The sequence below is a fragment of the Pseudomonas putida genome, assembly GCF_028682175.1.
GTDB lineage: Bacteria > Pseudomonadota > Gammaproteobacteria > Pseudomonadales > Pseudomonadaceae > Aquipseudomonas > Aquipseudomonas putida_AD.
In genome coordinates this window covers 69,913-92,254 of the sequence record NZ_JANHKS010000016.1, presented here as the reverse complement: position 1 = coordinate 92,254, position 22,342 = coordinate 69,913, and the positions used below count along the sequence as shown (strand labels likewise).

Sequence of the window (22,342 nt, the reverse complement as noted above, 5' to 3'; positions counted from 1 at the left end):
TGGCCGGTCAAGGATTGCAGTCGCGTTTCACCGTTTCCTCATAGCCGACGTCGGGCCGCCCTGGTTCGACGTTCCATGTGTCTTTCGTGGTCAATTTGTCCAGGTGGCAAATGATCTGATCGCGCATACCGCGCGTGTTATTGCCTTCCAGCCAATGGACATTGCCTGACTGGTCCCTGATGACCTCGTCGATGGCCAACCCCGTCGACGTTCGCTGGCCCCGAAGGCTTCGGGTGCAAGGGGTGGGGACCAGGCTCAGTGACCAGAGCTTGGGGCCTGTGTCGAATCGCCAGATGGCCGACAGGAAATACCTGTCACAGGCAGGGGTAACGAAGTCGAAGCGTGGAGTTGCCGCAGCGTTGGCCTGTGGCTGGTCATCGCTGCTGGCATTGGCGCTGACGAAAACAAGTGCTGAACAAAACAGAATGGCTTTCCCGATCCCCATGGCGCAGACCTCTTCCCTGACAAATCCGATTCCAACTCCCGAATCCAAGGTTAGTTGCAGGTTCCAGCGACATTAGATCGTGTCGCGATAGGGGTTATCGCGATCCGCTCACTTGTGCAGCACGTACTGCCCGACGAATTCCACCGCCGGCTCATCCGAACCCTCGGCAACGATCCGCGTCTTGAGCGCCAGCCGGGCCATGCCGCGGCGTTGGTACATTTTCAGGAATTTGTCCCAGCTGGCGTCATCGGGGGCGTCGCAGATGGCGACACCGTCGCGCTTGACCGGCAGCGGGTACTGAATCTGCCCGTCCTGAATCACGATGTGTCCGTCGTCGATCCCGGCTTCCTTGAGCCGCAGGTACAGCCAGCCCCAGCCCGCCAGCACCGCGCCGCAGTACAGGCTTCCGCCGAACAGCGTGCTCTTGTGATTGATGTTCTGCGCCAGTGGCAAATGCAGACGCAGTTGGTGATCTTGCCAACTGATGACCTCCACGCCCATGTCGCGGGTCAAGGGAATGTCCTGATGAAGCACGCTCTGGAGCAATTGAGCGAGCAGATCATTCGTTGTCATCGGAGCCTCCGCCGCTGAAGTTCAGGCCGTGCTTGCGCAGCTTGTCGTGCAGGGTCTTGCGCGGCACGCCCAGGGCTTCGGCCAGACTGCGGACCGAGCTGTGGGGGCGGGCCAGTTCGGCGGCGATCAGGGCGCGTTCGAAACCTTCGACCTGCTCGCTCAGGCCGCCGCTCGACGACGGCAGCGCGGTAGCGGATGCACCTTCGAGTTCCAGCTCAAGGCCCAGGGCGAAGCGTTCGGCGGCGTTCTGCAGTTCGCGCACGTTGCCCGGCCAGTTGTGGCGCAGCAGCATCGAGCGGTGACCCGGTTGCAGTTCATGGCGCGGCATGCCGTGACGCAGGCTGGCGGCGTCGGCGAAGTGCTGGAACAGCACCAGCGGATCCTCGCCCCGTTCGCGCAGGGGCGGGATGCGCAGCGGCGCGACGTTGAGCCGGTAATACAAGTCGGCGCGGAAACGGCCCTGATCGGCCGCATGGCGCAGGTCTTCCTTGGTGGCGGCGATGACGCGGATGTCCAGCGGGATCTGCTGGTTGCCACCCAGGCGCTCGACCACGCGCTCCTGCAACAGACGCAACAGCTTGACCTGCACATCCATGCTCATGCTCTCGATCTCGTCGAGAAACAGCGTGCCGCCGTTGGCGAACTCGAACTTTCCGATGCGCCGCTTCTGCGCACCGGTGAACGCGCCGGGCTCGTGGCCGAACAATTCGCTCTCCACCACCGATTCCGCCAGGGCGCCTGCGTTGATCGCCACGAACGGCCCGGCGCGGCGGCTGGACAAGTCATGCAGGGCGCGGGCGACGACTTCCTTGCCCGCGCCGGTTTCACCCAGAATCAACACGTCGGCCTTGGTTGCCGCCAGGGCGCCGATCTGGTCGCGAAGACGTTGCATCGGTGCCGAAAGGCCCACCAGACGTGTGCTCAGTTGCTGGCGATCGCTCAGTTCCAGACGCAGGCTGCGGTTGTCCAGCACCAGTCGGCGCAACGCCAAGGCACGGCGCACGCTGTCGAGCAGGGCGTCGCTGGCGAAGGGTTTTTCCAGAAAGTCATAAGCACCGGCGCGCATCGCCTGCACGGCCAGCGGGACGTCACCGTGGCCGGTGATCAGCAGCACCGGAAGCTCCGGATCCTGGGCGTGCAACTGGTTGAGCAGTTCGAGCCCGTCGATGCCCGGCATGCGGATATCGCTGACGATCACCCCCGGCCAGTCGCGCTCGATGCGCCCCTGCAAACCCTTGGCGTCGCTCAGCGGCAGGATTTTCAAGCCAGCCAGATCCAGCGTCTGGCTCAGGGCCTGGCGCAGGTGCGGGTCGTCGTCGATCAGCACGACCTGTATCCGGCTGTCGATGGCGGTGTCCGTGGTCATGCAGATAGATCCTCCGGCGGTTGAAGACTGACGCCCGATGCAGCCGTACGCATGCGCAGCGTCAACAGCGCGCCGCCTTCGGGGTGGTTGGCGAACAGCAACTCACCGCCCAGGGCGCGCATCAGCGTATCGCAGATCGCAAGGCCCAGGCCCAGCCCCTGGGTGCTGGTCTTGGTGGTGAAAAAAGGTTCGCGAGCGTGTTCCAGCGCTTCTCTGGAAAAGCCCGGCCCGTTATCGCGAATGTACAGGTTGACGCCCTCGGCGCTGTGTTCGGCACTGATCCACAGTTTGCGCGGCGGACCTTTTTCGGTCAGCGCGTCCAGCGCATTGGCCAGCAGGTTGCCCAGCACCTGACGCAGGCGTGTCTCGCCGGCCTGCACCCACAGGGTCGCATCGGGCAGGTCGCGGATCAGCTCGACGTCCATCGCCCGGCGGCGTTTGGCGAGCAGCGACAGTGCATCGTCCAGCGCCGGCTGCAGGGCCACGCTTTCTGGCGCATGACGGTCGCGGCGGGCGAAGGCGCGCAGGTGGGCGATGATCGAGGCCATGCGCCCGGTCAGTTCGCTGATGAGCTTGAGGTTGCCACGGGCGTCGTCGGTGCGTTGATGATCGAGCAGCACCTCGGCGTTTTCCGCGTAACTGCGAATGGCCGCCAGTGGCTGGTTGAGTTCATGGCTGATGCTGGCCGACATGGTGCCCAGCGCCGAGAGCTTGCCGGCCTGCACCAGTTCATCCTGGGCGCGAAACAACTCCTGTTGCGCATGTTCGCGCTCCAGCACTTCCTGACGCAGGCGCCGGTTGAGGCCTTCCAGGTCGGCGGTGCGTTCGGTCACCCGCACTTCCAGTTCGCGACGCGCCTTGCCTTCGATGTTGATGCGGTCCAGATAGTGGCGACGGCGCTGCATCATGATGCCCAGCAGCAACATCAGCACCAGCAACGTGCCGCCACCGATGGTCACCACCGTGCGTACCGGGCGTGATACCAGCACCTTGGGCGCGAGAATGTTCACGCTCCAGCCGGTTTCGTCGATCTGCTGGGTTTGCGTCAGCCAGCCATCCTCGTCCAGTTGCAACGGCCGTGGATCGCGGGTCGGGTAGGGCTGGATGGCCACGATGGCCTGCTTTTCTTCTTCGCTCAGGGGCCGGGTCGCGCGGAAGCGCCAGTTGGGGTTGGAGGTCAGGATCACCACGCCGTTGTGGTCGGTGACCAAGAGTTGTTCCGGCGTCTTGCCCCAGAGTGTTTCGGTCAGGTCCAGATCGACCTTGACCACCAGCACGCCGATCACGGTATTGCCATCGCGCACGGCGGCGGCGAAGAAGTAACCGCGTTTGGCCGACGTGGTGCCCAGCCCGAAGAAGCGCCCCAGCTTGCCGGCCATGGCATTGCTGAAGTAAGGGCGGAACGCGAAGTTGCGGCCCACGAAGCTGTCGCGCTTGTCCCAGTTGGAGGCGGCCAGGGTGTCGCCATTGGGGGCCATCAGGTAGATGACCTCCGCGCCGGTCTGGCTGGCGGTGTTCATCAAGAGCTGATTTGCACGGGCCTGGGTCGCGGCGTCCTGCGGATTGGCGAGCATGGCGCGCAGGCCCGGCAGGTCACCGAGAATCTGCGGCAGCACTTCGTAGCGATGCAGGGTGCCGAGCAGGTTGGCGACGTACAGATCCAGGGTCTGGCGATTCTGGCTCAGCAGTTCGTTGCGGTAGTAATGCTCGGCCAGACGCTCCAGCGGCCACAGCAGGGGGGCCAGCAACAGAGCCAGTAACGCCAGGCTGCGCCAGCGCGGGCGGGGCGGGAGAGAGGTGCGAGTCATTGTATGCGTACACTGCTGGTGTATGTGGTGCCTGCACTGATGTCTCGCGGATGAATCCGCTCCCACAGCGAATCGTGTCTCGCCTGTGGGAGCGGATTTATCCGCGAACGAGCGCGCAGCGGTCGCAATAGACTACTCGCGGTGTAGGCTCGATATCACTCGCATTATGCCTACGGCTGGTGTGCTAAGCACTCCAGCATTGCGTCATGCCAGTCGGGCTGGCTGACGCCCCACTCCCGTTGCAGCCGGGTGCAGTCCAGGCGCGAGTTGAGCGGGCGCGCCGCCGGGGTCGGGTAGGCGCTGGAAGGAATGGGCTCAAGGGTCGCGCAGGGCTTGCCGGCCTTTACCAGTTGCTGGCCGATGGCCTGGGCAAAGCCGAACCAGGACGTTTCGCCACTGTTGGTCAGGTGATAGACACCCCAGGCGCCCGGCTTGCCATCGCGCCAGCGCTCGACCAGTTCGCGGGTGCTGTGGGCGATGGTGCCGGCCCAGGTCGGCGCGCCAATCTGGTCGGCGACGACGGTCAGCTTCTCGCGCTCCTGCAGCAACCGTTGCATGGTCAGCAGGAAGTTGCGCCCGGTCAGGGAATACACCCAACTGGTGCGCAGAATCAGGTACTGACCGCCTGCCTGTTCGACGGCCTGTTCGCCCGCCAGCTTGCTGAGGCCGTAGACGCCCAGTGGGTTGGGTACGTCGGACTCGGTCCAGGCACCGTCCTTGCTGCCATCGAACACGTAATCGGTGGAGTAGTGAATGAACGGAATGCCCAACGCGGCCGCTTCTTCGGCAAGCACGCCGGGTGAAGTGGCGTTGATCGCGAAGGCCAGTTCAGGCTCGCTCTCGGCCTGATCCACCGCCGTGTGCGCCGCTGCGTTGATGATGACGTCCGGCTTGATGTCACGCACCAGCGCACGAATCGATTCGGGCTGGCTCAGGTCCAGACGCTCACGCCCCGGCACGATCAGTTCGCCCAGGTCTTTGAGGCTGTGTTGCAACGCCTGGGACACCTGGCCGTGTTGCCCTACGATCAGGATTCGCAGGGCATGGCTCATGGGAACAGATCCGCGTCGGTCAGGCGCTTGCCCACCTGGTCCTTGGCTGACAGCTTGGGTGCGTCAGTCAGTTGCCAGTCGATGGCAAGGTCCGGATCGTCCCAGCGAATGCAGCGCTCGGCCGACGGGGTGTAGTAATCGGTGGTCTTGTAGAGAAATTCGGCATGCTCGCTCAGGACCACGAAGCCGTGGGCGAATCCTGGCGGGATCCACACCTGCCGGGCGTTCTGCGCCGACAGCTCAAGGGCGACCCACTTGCCGAAGTTCGGCGAGCTGCGCCGGATATCGACCGCGATATCCAGCACGCTGCCTGCCGTCACCCGGACCAGCTTGCCCTGCGCGTGCTCGATCTGATAATGCAGCCCGCGCAGGACGTTTTTTTGCGAGCGCGAATGGTTGTCTTGCACGAAATGGGCGCTGACGCCCGTTGCCTCGGCAAACGCCGCGGCATTGAAGCTTTCGTAGAAGAATCCACGCTCGTCACCGAACACCTTGGGTTCGATGATGAGGACATCTGGCAACTCACTCGCGATGACGTTCACTGACTTTCCCCTGCGATTTTGAACAGGTACTGGCCGTAGCCGGTTTTACCAAAATAATCCGCCCGCTTGAGCAGGTGGGCCCGGTCGATCCAGCCGTTCTGGTAGGCGATCTCTTCCAGGCACGCAACCTTGAGGCCCTGGCGATGCTCGACCACTTGCACGTATTGCGAGGCGTCGAGCAGGCTGTCGTGGGTGCCGGTGTCGAGCCAGGCGAAACCACGGCCAAAGCGCTCGACGCGCAAATTACCGCGCTTGAGGTAGGCGTTGTTGACGTCGGTGATTTCCAGTTCGCCACGAGGGGACGGTTTGACGTCCTTGGCGATCTGTATCACGTCGTTGTCGTAGAAATACAGGCCCGTCACCGCGTAGCTGGACTTGGGCGCCTTGGGCTTCTCTTCGATGGACAGCGCATGGCCTTGCTCGTCGAAGTCGATCACGCCGAAGCGCTCCGGGTCCTTGACCCAGTAGCCGAACACCGTGGCACCGGACTTGTGCTCCGCAGCGCGCTTGAGCTGGTCGCTGAAGTGCTGGCCGTGGAAGATGTTGTCGCCCAGGATCAGGCAGACCGAATCGTCGCCGATGAACTCTTCACCGATCAGGAACGCCTGGGCCAAGCCGTCTGGCTTGGGCTGTTCGGCATAATGGAAATGCACGCCGAACTGGCTGCCGTCACCGAGCAGGGCGCGGTATTGCGGCAAGTCCTGCGGGGTGGAGATGACGAGGATCTCCTGGATGCCGGCCAGCATCAGGACCGAGATCGGGTAGTAGATCATCGGTTTGTCGTAGATCGGCAGCAACTGCTTGGAAACCCCGAGCGTGATCGGGTGCAGGCGCGTGCCGGAGCCACCGGCCAGTACGATTCCTTTGGTCATGCGATCAGATCCTTTACGTGAGTGCCGAGGCGTTCGCCCTGATAGCTGCCGTCCTGAACGTTGCGGCACCATTCCAGATTGTCCAGGTACCACTGCACGGTCTTGCGCAGGCCCGACTCGAAGGTTTCTTCGGGGGTCCAGCCAAGCTCGCGCTCGATCTTGCTGGCGTCGATGGCGTAACGCATGTCGTGGCCGGGGCGGTCGGTGACGTAGGTAATCAGGTCGGCGTAGTTGGCCACACCCTTGCGCTGTTCCGGGGCGAGCTCTTCGAGCAGGGCGCAGATGCCGCGCACCACGTCGATGTTCTTCTGCTCGTTGTGCCCGCCAATGTTGTAGGTTTCGCCGACCTTGCCTTCGGTCACGACCTTGAACAATGCACGCGCATGGTCCTCGACGAACAGCCAGTCACGCACTTGCAACCCGTTGCCATACACCGGCAGCGGTTTGCCGGCCAGGGCGTTGAGGATCACCAGCGGAATGAGTTTTTCCGGGAAGTGGAACGGCCCGTAGTTGTTCGAGCAGTTGGTGACCACCACCGGCAGGCCGTAAGTGCGCTGCCAGGCGCGAACCAGATGGTCCGAAGCCGCCTTGCTGGCCGAGTAGGGCGAGCTGGGCGCATAGGGCGTGGTTTCGGTGAACAGGTCGTCCACGCCGTGCAGGTCGCCGTACACCTCATCGGTGGAGATGTGGTGGAAACGGAAAGCCGCGCGCTCGGCATCCCCAAGGCCCTGCCAATAGGCACGGGTGGCTTCCAGCAGGCTGTAGGTGCCGACGATGTTGGTCTGGATGAACGCCGACGGACCGTCGATGGAACGGTCTACGTGGGATTCAGCCGCCAGGTGCATGATCGCGTCCGGCTTGAAGCGCTCCAGAACGGCGCTCACGGCGGACTGGTCGACGATGTCCAACTGCACGAACTCGTAACGTGTATTAGTGACGATACTTTGCAGCGATTCGAGGTTGCCTGCGTACGTCAGTTTGTCGAGATTCAGTACTTCATGGTCGGTGTTGTTGATCAAATGGCGGATCAGCGCCGAACCGATAAAACCGGCGCCACCGGTGACAAGTATTCGCATAGCCAAACCTTCTTCCCTGGATGGACGTCAAGATAACGAAGCATAGCTTGTGGTGCTGCGGTGACGCGCGCAAGGCACAATCGGCCCGCAGGCCATGAAATTAATTGATTGCCGAGCGCTGTAAGCGTCATAAAACCGCCGCAAGTGTTTCATCAGTGTAACGGATGCGCTATCTATCGATCGTTTCGGGATTTTCTTTATGACCGTTCGGCCGGGCTTGCCTATATACACGTCTACTGGCGATATTGCTCATCCCTTCCTGCCCAACGGATCCCTGCCATGCCGCTCGCCACTCTGATTCGTCGATCCAGCCTGCCTTGCCCGGACATCAGCACCGATCAGGCAGCCCGATTGCTCTCGACGCATTACGGGCTGACGGGCGCGCTCAGGGAGCTGGGCAGCCATCAGGATCGCAACTTTCGGGTTGATGGCGGTGAAGGCCGGCGCTTCGTATTGAAGATCTGCCATGGCGATTACTCGACCACCGAGCTGGCTGCGCAACATGCGGCCCTGCTCCATCTGGCCGATGTGCCGGGCATTCGCGTACCGCAGGTGATCACCGCCCTCAACGGCCAGGACCTGCTGTCGATCGAGGTGGAAGGCCACGCGGTGCATGTGCGCCTGCTGGAGTTCATCGAAGGGCAGTCGCTGGCTCACGTCGAGCATCTGAGCCAGCCAGTGGTGGCGGGGCTGGCGCAGTTGTGCGCGCGGGTCGATGTCGCGCTGACCGACTTCCGGCATCCCGGGCTCGAGCGCATCCTGCAGTGGGACCCGCGCCACGCCAGCGCGCTGGTCAGGCACCTGCTGCCGGTCATCGAGGACGCCGACAAGCGAGCCTGCATCGCCCAGGCCGCTGAACAGGCCCATGCCCGTCTGGTGCCGCTGGTTGCGGGGTTGCCGATACAGGCGATCCACATGGACATCACCGAATACAACGTGGTCTGGGAACGTGATGCCCATCATATGTGGCAATTGCAGGGCCTGATCGATTTTGGCGATCTGGTCAGCACCTGGCGCATCGCCGATCTGTCGGTGACCTGCGCCGCGCTGCTGCACCATGCCCAGGGCGATCCGCTCTATATCCTGTCGGCGATCCGGGCCTATCACGCGATCAACCCGTTGCAGCCCCAGGAGTTGCAGGCCCTGTGGCCGCTGATCGTCGCGCGCTCGGCGGTGCTGGTGCTCAGCAGCGAGCAGCAGGCCAGCATCGAGCCGGACAATGCCTATATCCAGGCGAACCTGGCCAGCGAGTGGAACATCTTCGACGTCGCGACCTCCGTGCCGATGGCGCTGATGGAGGCGGCGATCTTCAATGCAGTGGGCCAACTGGACACTGCTGGCGAGGAGCATTCCTTCGCGCCGCTGCTGCCCGGTTTGAATGGCCAGGCCTTTACCTCTGTGGACCTGGGCGTGCTCAGCGAGCATTTCGAGGCGGGCAACTGGGAGCAGAGCGGGATCGACGAGCAACTGCTCAAGGACGCCGCCCGGGCCCACGGGCTGGCGGCCAGCCGCTACGGTGAATACCGGTTGTCCCGGACGTTGCCTGACAGCGCCCGCGAACCGGACACTTTCGCCCTGCATGTCGAACTGGTCATTCCCTATGGCATTGCAGTGCACGCACCTTTTCACGGGGCCTTGCGGCATACCGCCGATGGAGCGCTGGTGCTGGTCGGCAGCGACATGAACCTGCGCCTGTGGGGCGTGCGTTCGGACTTCGATTCAGGCGTGCAGTTTGCCGCTGGCGATGTGATCGGGCAGGGCGGCGGCTCGCTGATCGTGCAGCTGTGCAGCGAACCGGACGTCAGCCCGCCGTTGTTCACCACGCCTTCCCGGGCAGCGGCATGGCAGGCCTTGTGCCCGTCGCCCAAGGCGCTGCTGGGGTTCGATTGCGACGCCCCCGGCGCTGAAAACGCTGCCGACTTGCTGGCGCGCCGCGATGCCAGCTTCGCCCGTTCGCAGAAGCACTATTACCAGGCGCCACCGCAGATCGAACGTGGCTGGCGCAATCATCTGATCGACATGCAGGGCCGGTCCTATCTGGACATGCTCAACAACGTGGCCGTGCTCGGCCATGGTCACCCGCGCATGGTGCAGGTGGCGGCCAGACAATGGTCGCTGCTCAACACCAACTCGCGCTTTCACTACGCGGCCATTGCCGAGTTTTCCGAGCGCCTGCTCAAGCTCGCACCTGAGGGCATGGACCGGGTGTTTCTGGTCAACAGCGGCACCGAGGCGAATGATCTGGCGATTCGCCTGGCCTGGGCCTACAGCGGCGGGCGCGATGTCCTGAGTGTGCTGGAGGCGTATCACGGCTGGTCGGTGGCCACCGACGCCATCTCGACCTCCATCGCCGATAACCCGCAAGCCCTCAGCACCCGGCCTGACTGGGTGCATCCGGTGGTCGCGCCGAATACGTATCGGGGTGAGGCGAGGGGCGCGGACAGCACGCCGTTCTACCTGCAAAGCGTCGATGCCCATCTGGCGCGCCTGGCCGAGCAAGGTCGGCAACTGGCCGGTTTCATCTGCGAACCGGTGTATGGCAACGCTGGCGGCATCTCCCTGCCGCCTGGCTACTTGCAGCAGGTCTACCAGAAGGTCCGGGACCAGGGCGGGGTGTGCATCGCCGACGAGGTGCAGGTCGGTTATGGCCGCCTGGGGTATTACTTCTGGGGCTTCGAAGAGCAGGGCGTGGTACCGGACATCATTACCATGGCCAAGGGCATGGGCAACGGCCATCCGCTGGGCGCAGTGATTACCCGCCGCGAGATCGCCGAGGCGCTGGAGGCAGAGGGCTATTTCTTCTCCTCGTCAGGCGGCAGCCCCGTGAGTTGCAGGATCGGCATGGCGGTGCTGGACGTCATGGAGGAAGAGAAACTGTGGGAAAACGCCCAATTGGTTGGCGGCCATTTCAAAGAGCGGCTGCTCGCGCTGATCGATAAACACCCACTGGTGGGCGCGGCCCATGGCTCGGGCTTCTATCTGGGGCTGGAACTGGTGCGCAATCGCCAGACCCTGGAGCCTGCCACCGAAGAAACCGCCTACCTGTGCGACCGTCTGCGCGAGCTGGGCATTTTCATGCAGCCCACCGGGGATTACCTGAACATCCTCAAGATCAAGCCACCGATGGTCACCACCCGACGCAGTGTGGATTTCTTCGTCGATAACGTTTCGAAAGTGCTGAGCGAGCTTGAGGGATAACCCGGGTTTTCTCGCCCGTAGCAGCACGGCTTGCCGGCGGGGGCGTACTTGAGATCGCTCCCGCCGGCAAGCCGTGCTGCTACGGGGGTATTTAATATCGATTTATATCGGTTTCTGGTCGGGATTATTTGCGGCATCCGTAAAGCCAGGCTTTTGTAACCGATTTTTATCGGCTATAAAGGCGTCCAGATTGTCATGGCGTGTCTGCTATGGTGATTGGCGATCAAACTGAAGCGGGCGTGCTGGTTCATAGCGCAGGCCCTGACGAACTGGAGTCCTGAAACATGACCACACTCAACAGCACCCCGCGCGCCGATGGTTTCTACATGCCCGCCGAATGGGCACCGCAGACCCAGACCTGGATGGTCTGGCCTGAGCGTCCGGACAACTGGCGCCTGGGCGGCAAGCCGGTGCAGTCCGCTCACGTCGCGGTGGCCAAGGCCATTGCCCGTTTCGAGCCTGTGACCGTGGCCGTCTCCGCTGCGCAATACGACAACGCTCGCGCCCGCCTGGACGTGCCGAACATTCGTGTGGTCGAAATCAGCAACGACGACGCCTGGGTGCGTGACACCGGCCCGACCTTCGTCATCAACGACCAGGGCGAAGTGCGTGGCGTGGATTGGGATTTCAACGCCTGGGGCGGTTTCAACGGTGGCCTGTATTCGCCATGGAACCTGGACTCGGCGCTGGCCAGCAAGGTGCTGGAAATCGAACGCTGCCCGCGTTACGTCACCGAAGGCTTCGTGCTGGAAGGCGGCTCGATCCATGTCGATGGCGAAGGCACCCTGATCACCACCGAAGAGTGCCTGCTCAACCGCAACCGCAACCCGCACCTGTCCCGCGAAGAGATCGAAGCGGTTCTGCGCGATCACCTGTCGGTGGACACCGTCATCTGGCTGCCGGATGGCCTGTTCAACGACGAAACCGATGGCCATGTGGATAACTTCTGCTGCTATGTGCGTCCGGGCGAAGTCCTGCTGGCCTGGACCGACGATCCGCAAGACCCCAACTACCCGCGCTGCCAGGCGGCCATGGCCGTGCTGGAAAACGCACGGGACGCCAAGGGGCGCCCGTTCATCGTGCACAAGATGCCGATCCCGGGGCCGCTGTTCGCCACCGAGGAAGAGTGTGCTGGCGTCGATCAGGTGCACGGCAGCCAGGAACGCGACCCGTCGGTGCGTCTGGCCGGCTCCTATGTGAACTTCCTGATCGTCAACGGCGGCATCATCGCCCCGAGCTTCGACGACCCGCTGGACGAAACCGCGCGCCAGATCCTGCAGCGCCTGTTCCCGGAACACGAAGTGGTCATGGTGCCGGGCCGTGAGTTGCTGCTCGGTGGCGGCAATATCCACTGCCTGACCCAGCAACAGCCGGCGCCTCATCGCCCCTGAGTTGGTTCACTTCTTGCTCGCAACGAAGCCTGTCGAACGACGGGCTTTTTTGTGGGTGGCGTTTTCTCGTTTACCCACACAAAAGTGTCCGAAGGTTACTTAAACGGTTACCTGATTCGTTCGTCTGTAACAAAAGTACCGTAGATTTCGCGGCTCAAGACACAAGAGGTTATCCCTATGAACGCAGGTCATGAGTCATCAGTGACTCGAGGTTTGTCTGCGAGCAGTGAAGCACGGCAGATGATGGCGGACTGGTTACGGATAACCCAGGCTCCAAAAACGCAGAGTCAGGCGCAGGAATACCGGACTATGCTGATCCAGCGTTACCCCTACGGGTTGATGAACGACGCGGAAATCGACGCGCTGGTAGGTATTCTCGACAGCTGATGGACACGCCTCTTCGGATGACGAAGAGGCGAACCCGTTTATCAGTTTGGGTTTCATCAAATTGACACCCTTCTATGCCGCGGATAGCATTCGCGCCTCCACCGCCTGTGGCCAAGCGCCATGTACGTGCATCAGTAGTCCACTGCGATGATTTCGTGCGGGCTTTCGGGACTGTCATCGGTCTCGAGAGACGCGATTACCTGTCCGGGTATTGCCACAGCGCGCGATTAATCTGCACACAAGGACAACAAGATGAAACAGCGTATCGGCCTGCTCACCCTGGGCATTCTGGCTGCCACCCACGCGATGGCAGACGGGCAAGCGGACTCCAAGGGCTTTGTCGAAGACAGCAGCCTGAAGGTCAACCTGCGTAACGCCTACATCAACCGTGACTACAAGAACCACGGCGGCCCGGGCGTAGACAACGCCGACCGCGCCGAGTGGGGCCAGGCATTCATGGCCAACTATTCGTCCGGTTTCACCCAGGGCACCGTAGGTGTGGGTGTCGATGCATTCGGCCTGTACGCTGTGCGTCTGGACGGCGGCAAGGGCAAGAGCGGCGCCGGTGGCATCGACTTCTTCAAGCAGGACAGCAGCGGCAACCCTGCCGATGACCTGTCGCGCTTCGGCGGCGCGGTCAAGTTCCGCATCTCCAACACCGAGCTGAAATACGGCGACATGATGCCGGAGCTGCCGGTGCTCAGTTACGACAACGTTCGCCTGCTGCCTGAGAGCTACACCGGTACCCTGATCACTTCCAAAGAGATCAAGGACCTGACCCTGGTCGCCGGCCGCTTCACCGCCCAGACCCGCAAGAGCGCCGAGGGCCGCGACAGTGGCGACCTGAAGAGCATCAACGTCTATGGTGCCAGCTACAAGTTCACCGACGCCTTCAGCGGCGCGTTCTATGCGTCCGACGACGAAGACACGCTCAAGAAGCAGTACCTGAACCTGAACTACGTCTTCGCCTTGCCACAGGATCAGTCCCTGACCCTGGACTTCAACGGCTACAAGACCAAGATGGACAAGGACATCGCTGCCGACGACGCACGCGACAACAAGATCTGGAGCCTGGCCGCTACCTGGGCCACCGGCATCCACTCGTTCACCATCGCGCACCAGCGCAGCACTGGCGAAACCGGCTACAACTACGGCGGCTATCGCAGCAACGGCGGCTACAGCGATGGCGGCAACACCATCTACCTGGCCAACTCCTACTGGTCCGACTTCAACGGCAAGGACGAGCGCTCCTGGCAGCTGGGTTACGGCGTAAACCTGTCCAGCGTCGTCACCCCGGGCCTGAGCTACAAGATCGCCTACGTACGCGGCGACAACATCGACGACGGCAGCGACCGTGGCCGTGGTGAAGAGCGCGAGTGGTTCAGCCAGCTGACCTACGTGGTACAGAGCGGCCCGGCCAAAGACCTGTCGGTGCGCCTGCGCAACTCCATCCTGCGCGTGTCCAACAACGCCGACCAGTACAACCGCCAGGGTAACGAAACCCGCATCTTCATCGACTACCCGATCAACGTTTTCTGATGTTGAACGGCTGTTGAGCTGAAGCTGTGCAGACGCCCCGGTCGAGAGATCGGGGCGTTTTTGTTTGGGGGTAGGGTTTGGTGCAGTGGGGGCTGCGCGACGTTTTTCTTGTGCTGGCGCGAAGGGGCGCACGAAGCTCTGATGAATACATATGCACCACCACACAGGCGCATCTCTACTGGACTATGAGCCGAATAAATCGCATATTCGGCTCATAGTGTGAGCCGAATAAAGCCCCTATTCGGCTCATTTCTTCACGAGGCCCGCTGTGAATCAACCGCTCGAATGGATCTGGCAACACCGCAATTGGCCATCCTTCCACTGGGATGTCGAGCCGCTCGCGCCTTTATTGCGGGCGTGTACCCAGGCGCAGGGCCGTTTGTTGGGAATGATCGGCGCCTCGGGCGGCGATGCCACCGTGCATACCGAGCTCGATGCACTTCTGCAGAACGTCATTACCTCATCGGCCATCGAAGGTGAGCAACTGAATGTCGGCTCCGTCCGCTCCTCGCTGGCGAAAAGGCTGGGCCTCGCCGCTGATGACGGTGTAACTCCGCGCAGCGAAGGGCTGGCCGAGTTGATGCTCGATGCCACTCAGCAGTTTCAGGCGCCATTGACCTTCGAGCGGCTGATGTACTGGCACCGCCTGTTGTTTCCGGAAACCGAATCGTTGCTGGCCAAGCGGGTTCAGGTCGGGATGCTACGGGGCAACGAGCCCATGCAGGTGGTCTCGGGGCGGCTGGACCGGCCAGTGGTGCATTTCGAGGCGCCACCCCGGGAAGGGCTGGAAAAACAGCTTTATGACTTCTTCTCCTGGTTCAACGCCAGCGCCGTCGACGTGACGCTGGACCCTTTGCTTCGGGCGGGCATCGCGCATTTCTGGTTCGTCACGCTGCACCCGTTCGACGACGGCAATGGCCGCCTGACCCGCGCGATCACCGATCTGGCGCTGGCCCAGGGCGAAAGCCAGGCCATTCGCTTCTACGCGATGTCAGCCAGCATCCTCAGTAACCGTCAGGGTTACTACCAGATACTCGAAAATACCCAGCGCGGCGGCCTTGATCTGACGCCCTGGCTTGCGTGGTTTCTGCAGATCCTGCTGCGCACGCTGGAGCAGGCCATGCAGCGCATGGACCGGGTGCTCGCCAAGGCGCGGTTCTGGCAGGCCCACCGTGATGATGGCCTGTCTGCCGAGCAGATCAAGGTGCTCAACCGTCTGCTCAATGGCGATCTGCTGTCCGAAAAACCCGGCGCGGGATTCGAGGGCGGGATAAGTGCGGCTCAGTATCAGGCGGTGGCGAAGGTCAGTAAGGCCACGGCGACCCGGCATCTGTCCGATCTGCTGGAGAAGGGCTGCCTGGAGAGGCTTCCCGGAGGAGGGCGCAGCACACGCTACCAGATCGATTGGGGAGCGGCGTGAAGGGGCAACCATTACTCTGATAGTAACGATTGAACCCCAAGCTTGATTGATACCCCGCCCCCAGACCTTCTAATGTGACCCACGACAGCGAACCCCCGTGGAGTCAGCATGACTACAACAACACTTGACCCGCGCTGGTCGCGTCGTCGCAGCGAGAAGCAGCGGCGGCTCGAGCAAGTGCGTTCCCTCGCCGATGGCGTGGTACTGCCCACCGACAAGATCGTCGCGGCCCTGGAGGCGTTGATTGCGCCTGGTGATCGCGTGGTGCTTGAAGGCAACAACCAGAAACAGGCGGATTTCCTCTCCCGTTCGCTGGTCAAGGCCGATCCCGGCAAACTCCATGACCTGCACATGATCATGCCCAGCGTCGGCCGCGCCGAGCACCTGGACCTGTTCGAACGCGGCATCGCCCGCAAGCTCGATTTCTCTTTCGCCGGTACGCAAAGCCTGCGCATCAGCCAGTTGCTGGAAGACGGCCTGCTGGAAATCGGCGCGATTCACACCTACATCGAGCTGTATTCGCGGCTGTTGGTGGACCTGATTCCCAACGTCGTGCTGTCCGCCGGCTTCAAGGCTGACCGCGCCGGTAACATCTATACCGGCGCCAGCACCGAAGACACCCCCGCGCTCATCGAACCTGCGGCCTTCAGCGACGGCATCGTCATTGTCCAGGTCAACGAACTGGTAGACGATGTCAGCGACCTGCCACGGGTGGACATCCCGGCCTCCTGGGTCGACTTCGTGGTGGTCGCCGACAAACCCTTCTACATCGAACCGCTGTTCACCCGCGACCCGCGCCACATCAAGCCGGTCCACGTGCTGATGGCGATGATGGCGATCCGCGGCATCTACGAGAAACACAACGTCCAGTCGCTGAACCACGGCATCGGCTTCAACACCGCCGCCATCGAACTGATCCTGCCGACCTACGGCGAATCCCTCGGACTCAAGGGCAAGATCTGCCGCAACTGGACCCTCAACCCGCACCCGACCCTCATCCCCGCCATCGAAAGCGGCTGGGTGGAAAGCGTGCATTGCTTCGGCACCGAATTGGGCATGGAGAACTACATCGCGGCGCGGCCCGACGTGTTCTTCACCGGGCGCGATGGCTCGATGCGCTCCAACCGCATGATGTGCCAGTTGGCCGGTCAGTACGCCGTGGACCTGTTCATCGGCGCCACGCTGCAAGTGGACGGCGACGGCCATTCGTCCACCGTCACTCGCGGGCGCCTGGCCGGTTTCGGCGGCGCGCCAAACATGGGCCATGACCCTCGCGGCCGCCGTCACAGCACGCCGGCCTGGCTGGACATGCGCCAGCAAAACCCGGACACCGATGCATACCTGGAACGCGGCAAAAAGCTCGTGGTGCAGATGGTCGAAACCTTCCAGGAAGGCGGCAAACCCACCTTCGTCGAGACCCTGGACGCCATCGACGTGGCGAAGAAAAGCGGCATGCCGCTGGCGCCGATCATGGTCTACGGCGACGACGTCACCCACCTGCTGACCGAAGAAGGCATCGCCTACCTCTACAAGGCGCGCAGCCTGGAAGAGCGCCAGGCCATGATCGCCGCCGTCGCGGGCGTGACCGCCATCGGCCTGCGCCACAACCCCAAGGACACCGCCCGCATGCGCCGCGAAGGGCTGATCGCGCTGCCCGAAGACTTAGGGATTCGCCGCACCGACGCCAGCCGTGAATTGCTCGCTGCCAAGAGCATCGCCGAACTGGTCGAATGGTCCGGCGGCTTGTACAACCCGCCCGCGAAATTCAGGAGCTGGTGATGCGCGCATTCAACCTGGCTTTTACCCAAGCGCCTCGGGCCTTGCCCCTGGCTGAACGGCTGGCGGACCTTGCCGTGGACGCGCTGATCGACGAGGCCGACCTCTCGCCCAAACCTGCGCTGGTGGACCGTCGCAGCAGCGGCGCGCACAAGGACCTGCACCTGGGCCTGATGCACGCTTCGGCCCTGTCCCTGTGGCCTGCGTTCAAGGAAATGGCCGAGGTCGCCATCGACATCGGCGAAATCAACCAGCCACTGCGCGAAGCGATTGGCCGCATCGGTCGCGAGGGCGAAGCGGCGATGATGCGCACCACCGGTTGCGTAAACACCCACCGCGGCGCGATCTGGGCCCTTGGGCTGCTGGTGACGGCTGCTGCGCTAGACCCTGCGGACCTGTCAGCTGCCGGGCTCGGCCTGCGCGCCGCCTGCCTGGCGCTGATCGAAGATCGTCAGCAACCGGCCAGCAACAGCCATGGCGCGCAAGTCGCTCGCCAGTACGGCGCGATGGGTGCCAAAGAGCAGGCGCAGATGGGCTTTCCCGCCGTCACACAACAGGCCCTGCCGCAACTGCTGCGCAGCCGCAAGGCCGGCCACGGCGAACAGAACGCCCGGCTCGACGCGCTGCTGGCGATCATGACCACGCTGTCGGACACCTGCGTGCTTTACCGCGCAGGCGAACAAGGCCTGAACGCCATGCAAAGCGGCGCCCAACGTGTGTTGAGTGCCGGTGGCAGCGCGACCCTCAGCGGCCGCCGCGCCCTGCATGAGCTGGATCAGCAGCTGCTGGACCTCAACGCATCTCCCGGTGGCGCCGCCGACCTGCTCGCCGCCACCCTGTTCATCGATTGCCTGGAGCCTGCGCTCGGCAATGACGCGAGGACTGTCTGACCATGGAAACCCTGTCATTTGAATTCCCCGCCGGCCAGCCTCCATTGGGCCGCGCACTGGTGGGCTGCGTCGGCTCGGGCGATCTGGAAGTGATGCTCGAACCCGGCCTGCCCGGCAAGCTGACGATCAACGTCGTGACCTCGGTCAACGGCAGTTCGGCGCGTTGGCAGCACCTGTTCGAACGCATGTTCAGCGAACAGACGCCGCCCGCCCTGAGCATCGACATTCATGATTTCGGCGCCACCCCCGGCGTGGTCCGGCTGCGGCTGGAACAGGGCTTCGAGGAGATCGGCCATGACTGACAGCGCACGCTTGCTGCAACAGCACAGCTTCATCGAACTCGGCGCCCGGCAACGCGCCAAGGCACTGCTGGACGAAGGCACTTTCCGCGAATTGATCGACCCGTTCGCCCGCATGACGTCCCCCTGGCTGCCGAAACAGGGCGTCGTGCCCCAGGCCGATGACGGCGTGGTTGTAGCCAAAGGCGCTATCGGCGGTCAGCCAGTGGTGGTGTGCGCCATCGAAGGCGCCTTTCAGGGCGGCAGCATGGGCGAAGTCGGCGGGGCGAAAATGGCCGGCGCGCTGGAGCTTGCCGCCGAAGACAACCGCAAGGGCATTCCGACCGCCGCCGTACTGCTGCTGGAAACCGGTGGCGTGCGTTTGCAGGAGGCCAACCTGGGCCTGGCCGCCATCGCTGAAATCCACGCGGCTATCGTCGATCTGCGCCGTTATCAGCCGGTCATCGGCGTGGTGGCGGGCAGCGTCGGCTGCTTTGGCGGCATGTCGATTGCGGCCGGGTTGTGCAGCTATCTGGTGGTCACCCAGGAAGCACGTCTGGGCCTGAATGGCCCGCAGGTGATCGAACAGGAAGCGGGCATCGAAGAGTATGACTCCCGCGACCGGCCCTTCATCTGGAGCATCACCGGTGGCGAGCAGCGCTTCGTCAGCGGCTTGGTGGACGCCTACGTGCCCGACGACATCAAGGCCATCGCCCGGCAAGTGGAAGACCTGCTGAGCAAAGGCAAGCCCGAGCAGGAACGCAGCGGCCAATACGCTCAATTCCTCAAGCGCCTGGCGCAGGTGGACACCGCCACCCAGATCGACCCCGCCGCCGTGCGCAGCCTGTACCAAGGAGAACAGCCATGAGCTCGTATTCCACACGCGGTTTGAACTGGTTCAACGCACTGGCCGCAGGCGCTGCTCAAGTGCCTGGGCTGCCAGTTTCGGTGAAAGCCGCCGACGGCAAACTGGGCGATCAGGACGTGCGCTTTCTCGCCGTCGTCGCCGACCCGGCCAACCGCTTCCCCCGTGCGCAGAACGGCGAAGTCGGCCTGCTGGAGGGCTGGGGCCTGGCGCAAGCGGTGGACAGCGCCATCGAACAGGATCTAAACAACGCCGAAAAACGCCCGCTGATCGCCATCATCGACGTACCCAGCCAGGCCTACGGCCGCCGCGAAGAAGCGCTGGGCATTCACCAGGCATTGGCCGGTGCGGTGGACGCTTACGCCCGGGCTCGTCTGGCCGGGCATCCGGTGATCGGTCTGCTGGTCGGCAAGGCCATGTCCGGCGCGTTTCTGGCCCACGGCTACCAAGCCAACCGCCTGATCGCCCTGCGCGATCCCGGCGTGATGGTTCACGCCATGGGCAAGGCTTCAGCGGCGCGGGTGACATTGCGCAGCGTCGAAGAACTGGAAAAACTCGCCGCCACCATCCCGCCGATGGCCTACGACATCGACAGCTACGGCGGCCTTGGCCTGCTTTGGGAAACCCTCTCGGTTGACCAGATCGAACAGCCTGCCGATGCGGACTTGGCGCGTGTTCAAGATTGCCTGCTCGCTGCCATCAAAGACGTACGTGGCAGCACCAACGACCTCAGCTCACGCCTCGGCGCGCCGAATCGTTCGGCGTCGTCCAAAGTGCGTGAACTGCTGCGGGCGCAGTGGTAATGAACACCTTCCCGCCAGTGCAGCCCCACGATCTGTTGTGGGGCCTGCCCGTGGCCGCCTTGCCTGCCGATGCACCAGCATGGGTGGCCGAGGTGATTGGCCTGGGCCATCCGGTGGTGGTCCGTCGGGCGCAGGTCGCGGACGGCTGCGTGGCGGTGGGCGTGCGTGGACGTACTCGCGATCAGCGTTTTGCCCTGGTAATGCAACGCGCCAACATCAGCCGCTGCGTGAAGCCCGAGCAATTGATTGATGTCGCGACGGACAGTGAGTGGCCCGCGCTTGAAGGCCTTCGCCAGATTCATCCCGTCATGCAAAAACTCGGCTTGCCATGGGGCGTGGCTGGCAGTGCCGGTTTCGAACTGGCGACCGGCATCCCCGTGCTGCATCAGGCCAGCGACCTGGACCTGATCCTGCGCACCCCGCAGTTCTTCAGCCGCCAACAGGCTGCCGAACTCGTTACAGCACTGGACGGCGCCATCTGCCGCATCGACCTGCAACTGCAAACCCCGTTCGGCGCCGTGGCCCTGCGCGAGTGGGCGGGAGCGGCGCGGCAGGTGCTGCTCAAGGCTGACGACGGCGCACGGCTGGTCGGTAATCCGTGGCAGCTTCAGGAGCGCGCAGCATGAGCAGCTTCTGGGTGTTTCCAGGGCAAGGCGCGCAGCAAGCGGGCATGTTGCACGCGCTGCCGAACGACCCCGTGATCGCCCAATGCCTGCGCGAAGCGAGCGATGCGCTCAACGAAGACGTTCTGACCCTCGACACCCAACAGGCGCTGCAATCGACCCGCGCCGTGCAGCTCTGCCTGCTGATCGCCGGCGTCGCCTGTTCGCGCCTGCTCATGGCACAGGGCAACACCCCGGACTACGTCGCGGGCCTGTCCATCGGCGCTTATCCCGCCGCTGTCATCGCCGGCGCGTTGAGCTTCGCCGACGCCGTGCGACTGGTGGCCCTGCGTGGCGAGCTGATGCAACAGGCTTATCCACAGGGCTACGGCATGACTGCGCTGATCGGCCTGGACCAGACCACCGTCGAACAGCTGATCGCACAGGTTCACAGCGTCGCCACCCCGGTATACCTGGCCAACATCAACGCCGATAACCAGTTCGTCATCGCCGGCAGCGATCAGGCCATGGCCAGCGTCGCCGTGCTCGCCCATGAACAGGGCGCCGCTGCCGCCAAACGCCTGGCCGTCAGCGTGCCGTCCCACTGTGAATTGCTCGACACGCCTGCGCAAAAACTCGCCGAGGCGTTTGCTCAAGTCACCTTGGCGGCGCCGACCCTGCGCTACCTCAGTGGCAGCACTGCACGGCCGATATTCAACGCCGACAAACTACGCGACGACCTGGCCTTCAACATGAGCCGGGTCATCGACTGGCGCAGCACCGTGCAAACCGCCTACGAGCGCGGCGTGCGCCTGCAGATTGAAATGCCGCCCGGCACCGTGCTAACGGGGCTGGCGCGCAGAGTCTTCGAACAAGGATCCGCAGTCGCCTTCCAGGGTGCCCGGCTGGATACGCTGAGCGCACTGTCGCGAGAGGAGGGCACCGGCCACCCATAAACCGACTGCTGCTTTCGAAGGAACAAAAACAACAACTTCGACGATGCAATTTGAGGGCAATAACAATGATTATCTATGGTGTCGCGTTACTGGCTATCTGCACCCTTGCGGGGGTGATTCTCGGTGATCTGCTCGGCGTGCTGCTGGGCGTCAAATCCAACGTCGGCGGCGTCGGGATCGCCATGATCCTGCTGATCTGCGCCCGCCTGTTCATGCAAAAACGCGGCGGCATGAGCGAAGGCTGCGAAATGGGCGTCGGCTTCTGGGGCGCCATGTACATCCCCGTGGTGGTCGCCATGGCCGCCCAGCAAAACGTCGTGACCGCACTCAAGGGCGGCCCGATTGCCGTCATCGCCGCCATCGGTTCCGTGCTTCTCTGCGGTGTGACCATCGCCATCATCAGCCGCACCAACAAAGGCGAACCGCTGCCCAAAGAACAAGACGAAACCGCGCCCCACGCCAGCGTGATCGCTGCCACGCCAACCCCAGCAGGAGGCCGCTGA

At 63.2% G+C, this 22,342-nt stretch carries 21 protein-coding genes; 13 read left to right on the top strand and 8 right to left on the bottom strand.

Annotation, left to right across the window (positions count from 1 at the left end; translation table 11 throughout):
• Positions 1-7: 7 nt before the first annotated feature.
• The 8 genes from NPS29_RS13870 to rfbB form a co-directional block, all read right to left on the bottom strand.
• Positions 8-445, bottom strand: a complete 438-nt coding sequence (locus tag NPS29_RS13870; RefSeq protein ID WP_274133241.1) for a DUF2599 domain-containing protein — start codon at positions 443-445, stop codon at positions 8-10.
• A gap of 108 nt (positions 446-553) precedes the next feature.
• Positions 554-1,018, bottom strand: a complete 465-nt coding sequence (locus tag NPS29_RS13865; protein ID WP_274133240.1) for a YiiD C-terminal domain-containing protein — start codon at positions 1,016-1,018, stop codon at positions 554-556.
• The gene (locus NPS29_RS13860) at positions 1,005-2,384 is read right to left on the bottom strand and encodes a sigma-54-dependent transcriptional regulator (protein ID WP_274133239.1); all 1,380 of its coding nucleotides are present in this window, start codon (positions 2,382-2,384) and stop codon (positions 1,005-1,007) included. Before NPS29_RS13860 ends, NPS29_RS13865 begins: the two co-directional genes overlap by 14 nt.
• A complete protein-coding gene (locus tag NPS29_RS13855) occupies positions 2,381-4,192 on the bottom strand; it encodes a sensor histidine kinase (protein ID WP_274133238.1) in 1,812 nt (603 codons plus the stop codon). Before NPS29_RS13855 ends, NPS29_RS13860 begins: the two co-directional genes overlap by 4 nt.
• Positions 4,193-4,362: 170 nt before the next feature.
• Entirely contained in the window at positions 4,363-5,244 is an 882-nt protein-coding gene (gene rfbD / locus NPS29_RS13850; RefSeq protein WP_274133237.1) for a dTDP-4-dehydrorhamnose reductase, read from the bottom strand.
• Positions 5,241-5,786 carry a dTDP-4-dehydrorhamnose 3,5-epimerase gene (gene rfbC, locus NPS29_RS13845; protein WP_274133236.1) on the bottom strand — a complete coding sequence of 182 codons (546 nt, stop codon included), beginning with the start codon at positions 5,784-5,786 and terminating at the stop codon, positions 5,241-5,243. Before rfbC ends, rfbD begins: the two co-directional genes overlap by 4 nt.
• The gene (gene rfbA, locus NPS29_RS13840) at positions 5,783-6,658 is read right to left on the bottom strand and encodes a glucose-1-phosphate thymidylyltransferase RfbA (protein WP_274133235.1); all 876 of its coding nucleotides are present in this window, start codon (positions 6,656-6,658) and stop codon (positions 5,783-5,785) included. The genes rfbC and rfbA overlap by 4 nt, the downstream gene beginning before the upstream one ends.
• Entirely contained in the window at positions 6,655-7,734 is a 1,080-nt protein-coding gene (rfbB, locus tag NPS29_RS13835) for a dTDP-glucose 4,6-dehydratase (protein WP_274133234.1), read from the bottom strand. Before rfbB ends, rfbA begins: the two co-directional genes overlap by 4 nt.
• 279 nt (positions 7,735-8,013) lie before the next feature.
• Between rfbB and NPS29_RS13830 the strand changes: the two genes are divergently transcribed.
• From NPS29_RS13830 to madL, 13 genes are all read left to right on the top strand, one after another.
• Positions 8,014-10,932, top strand: a complete 2,919-nt coding sequence (locus NPS29_RS13830; protein WP_274133233.1) for an aminotransferase — start codon at positions 8,014-8,016, stop codon at positions 10,930-10,932.
• Between the two features lie 284 nt (positions 10,933-11,216).
• Positions 11,217-12,323: an agmatine deiminase gene (aguA, locus tag NPS29_RS13825; protein ID WP_274133232.1), complete on the top strand. Its 1,107-nt coding sequence runs from the start codon at positions 11,217-11,219 to the stop codon at positions 12,321-12,323.
• A gap of 177 nt (positions 12,324-12,500) precedes the next feature.
• Entirely contained in the window at positions 12,501-12,710 is a 210-nt protein-coding gene (locus tag NPS29_RS13820; protein WP_274133231.1) for a hypothetical protein, read from the top strand.
• 252 nt (positions 12,711-12,962) lie between these two features.
• On the top strand, positions 12,963-14,249 hold the full coding sequence (locus tag NPS29_RS13815) for an OprD family porin (protein ID WP_274133230.1): 1,287 nt from the start codon (positions 12,963-12,965) through the stop codon (positions 14,247-14,249).
• 268 nt (positions 14,250-14,517) lie between these two features.
• The gene (locus tag NPS29_RS13810; RefSeq protein ID WP_274133229.1) at positions 14,518-15,669 is read left to right on the top strand and encodes a Fic family protein; all 1,152 of its coding nucleotides are present in this window, start codon (positions 14,518-14,520) and stop codon (positions 15,667-15,669) included.
• A gap of 108 nt (positions 15,670-15,777) precedes the next feature.
• Positions 15,778-17,448, top strand: a complete 1,671-nt coding sequence (mdcA, locus tag NPS29_RS13805; protein WP_274133228.1) for a malonate decarboxylase subunit alpha — start codon at positions 15,778-15,780, stop codon at positions 17,446-17,448.
• On the top strand, positions 17,448-18,335 hold the full coding sequence (locus NPS29_RS13800) for a triphosphoribosyl-dephospho-CoA synthase (protein ID WP_274133227.1): 888 nt from the start codon (positions 17,448-17,450) through the stop codon (positions 18,333-18,335). Before mdcA ends, NPS29_RS13800 begins: the two co-directional genes overlap by 1 nt.
• Positions 18,336-18,337: 2 nt before the next feature.
• Positions 18,338-18,637: a malonate decarboxylase subunit delta gene (locus NPS29_RS13795; RefSeq protein ID WP_274133225.1), complete on the top strand. Its 300-nt coding sequence runs from the start codon at positions 18,338-18,340 to the stop codon at positions 18,635-18,637.
• Positions 18,630-19,481 (top strand): biotin-independent malonate decarboxylase subunit beta, encoded by an 852-nt coding sequence (locus NPS29_RS13790; RefSeq protein WP_274133224.1) that lies wholly within the window; start codon positions 18,630-18,632, stop codon positions 19,479-19,481. The genes NPS29_RS13795 and NPS29_RS13790 overlap by 8 nt, the downstream gene beginning before the upstream one ends.
• The gene (gene mdcE, locus NPS29_RS13785; protein WP_274133223.1) at positions 19,478-20,281 is read left to right on the top strand and encodes a biotin-independent malonate decarboxylase subunit gamma; all 804 of its coding nucleotides are present in this window, start codon (positions 19,478-19,480) and stop codon (positions 20,279-20,281) included. The genes NPS29_RS13790 and mdcE overlap by 4 nt, the downstream gene beginning before the upstream one ends.
• Entirely contained in the window at positions 20,281-20,907 is a 627-nt protein-coding gene (locus tag NPS29_RS13780; RefSeq protein WP_425312504.1) for a malonate decarboxylase holo-ACP synthase, read from the top strand. Before mdcE ends, NPS29_RS13780 begins: the two co-directional genes overlap by 1 nt.
• Positions 20,904-21,839, top strand: coding sequence for a malonate decarboxylase subunit epsilon (mdcH, locus tag NPS29_RS13775; protein WP_274133221.1), 936 nt, complete (start codon positions 20,904-20,906; stop codon positions 21,837-21,839). The genes NPS29_RS13780 and mdcH overlap by 4 nt, the downstream gene beginning before the upstream one ends.
• A gap of 65 nt (positions 21,840-21,904) precedes the next feature.
• Complete coding sequence (madL, locus tag NPS29_RS13770) at positions 21,905-22,342, top strand: malonate transporter subunit MadL (protein ID WP_274133220.1); 438 nt, start codon at positions 21,905-21,907, stop codon at positions 22,340-22,342.

What these genes read in the sequence shown, in the direction of transcription:
- mdcA (WP_274133228.1), top strand. Translation starts at nt 15,778, where the DNA reads ATGACTACAACAACACTTGACCCGCGCTGGTCGCGTCGTCGCAGCGAG.
- aguA (WP_274133232.1), top strand. Translation starts at nt 11,217, where the DNA reads ATGACCACACTCAACAGCACCCCGCGCGCCGATGGTTTCTACATGCCC.
- NPS29_RS13870 (WP_274133241.1), bottom strand. Translation starts at nt 445, where the DNA reads ATGGGGATCGGGAAAGCCATTCTGTTTTGTTCAGCACTTGTTTTCGTC.
- rfbB (WP_274133234.1), bottom strand. Translation starts at nt 7,734, where the DNA reads ATGCGAATACTTGTCACCGGTGGCGCCGGTTTTATCGGTTCGGCGCTG.
- NPS29_RS13780 (WP_425312504.1), top strand. Translation starts at nt 20,281, where the DNA reads ATGAACACCTTCCCGCCAGTGCAGCCCCACGATCTGTTGTGGGGCCTG.
- mdcH (WP_274133221.1), top strand. Translation starts at nt 20,904, where the DNA reads ATGAGCAGCTTCTGGGTGTTTCCAGGGCAAGGCGCGCAGCAAGCGGGC.
- rfbA (WP_274133235.1), bottom strand. Translation starts at nt 6,658, where the DNA reads ATGACCAAAGGAATCGTACTGGCCGGTGGCTCCGGCACGCGCCTGCAC.
- NPS29_RS13800 (WP_274133227.1), top strand. Translation starts at nt 17,448, where the DNA reads ATGCGCGCATTCAACCTGGCTTTTACCCAAGCGCCTCGGGCCTTGCCC.
- NPS29_RS13790 (WP_274133224.1), top strand. Translation starts at nt 18,630, where the DNA reads ATGACTGACAGCGCACGCTTGCTGCAACAGCACAGCTTCATCGAACTC.
- NPS29_RS13815 (WP_274133230.1), top strand. Translation starts at nt 12,963, where the DNA reads ATGAAACAGCGTATCGGCCTGCTCACCCTGGGCATTCTGGCTGCCACC.
- mdcE (WP_274133223.1), top strand. Translation starts at nt 19,478, where the DNA reads ATGAGCTCGTATTCCACACGCGGTTTGAACTGGTTCAACGCACTGGCC.
- madL (WP_274133220.1), top strand. Translation starts at nt 21,905, where the DNA reads ATGATTATCTATGGTGTCGCGTTACTGGCTATCTGCACCCTTGCGGGG.
- NPS29_RS13795 (WP_274133225.1), top strand. Translation starts at nt 18,338, where the DNA reads ATGGAAACCCTGTCATTTGAATTCCCCGCCGGCCAGCCTCCATTGGGC.
- NPS29_RS13865 (WP_274133240.1), bottom strand. Translation starts at nt 1,018, where the DNA reads ATGACAACGAATGATCTGCTCGCTCAATTGCTCCAGAGCGTGCTTCAT.
- NPS29_RS13860 (WP_274133239.1), bottom strand. Translation starts at nt 2,384, where the DNA reads ATGACCACGGACACCGCCATCGACAGCCGGATACAGGTCGTGCTGATC.
- NPS29_RS13855 (WP_274133238.1), bottom strand. Translation starts at nt 4,192, where the DNA reads ATGACTCGCACCTCTCTCCCGCCCCGCCCGCGCTGGCGCAGCCTGGCG.
- NPS29_RS13820 (WP_274133231.1), top strand. Translation starts at nt 12,501, where the DNA reads ATGAACGCAGGTCATGAGTCATCAGTGACTCGAGGTTTGTCTGCGAGC.
- NPS29_RS13830 (WP_274133233.1), top strand. Translation starts at nt 8,014, where the DNA reads ATGCCGCTCGCCACTCTGATTCGTCGATCCAGCCTGCCTTGCCCGGAC.
- rfbD (WP_274133237.1), bottom strand. Translation starts at nt 5,244, where the DNA reads ATGAGCCATGCCCTGCGAATCCTGATCGTAGGGCAACACGGCCAGGTG.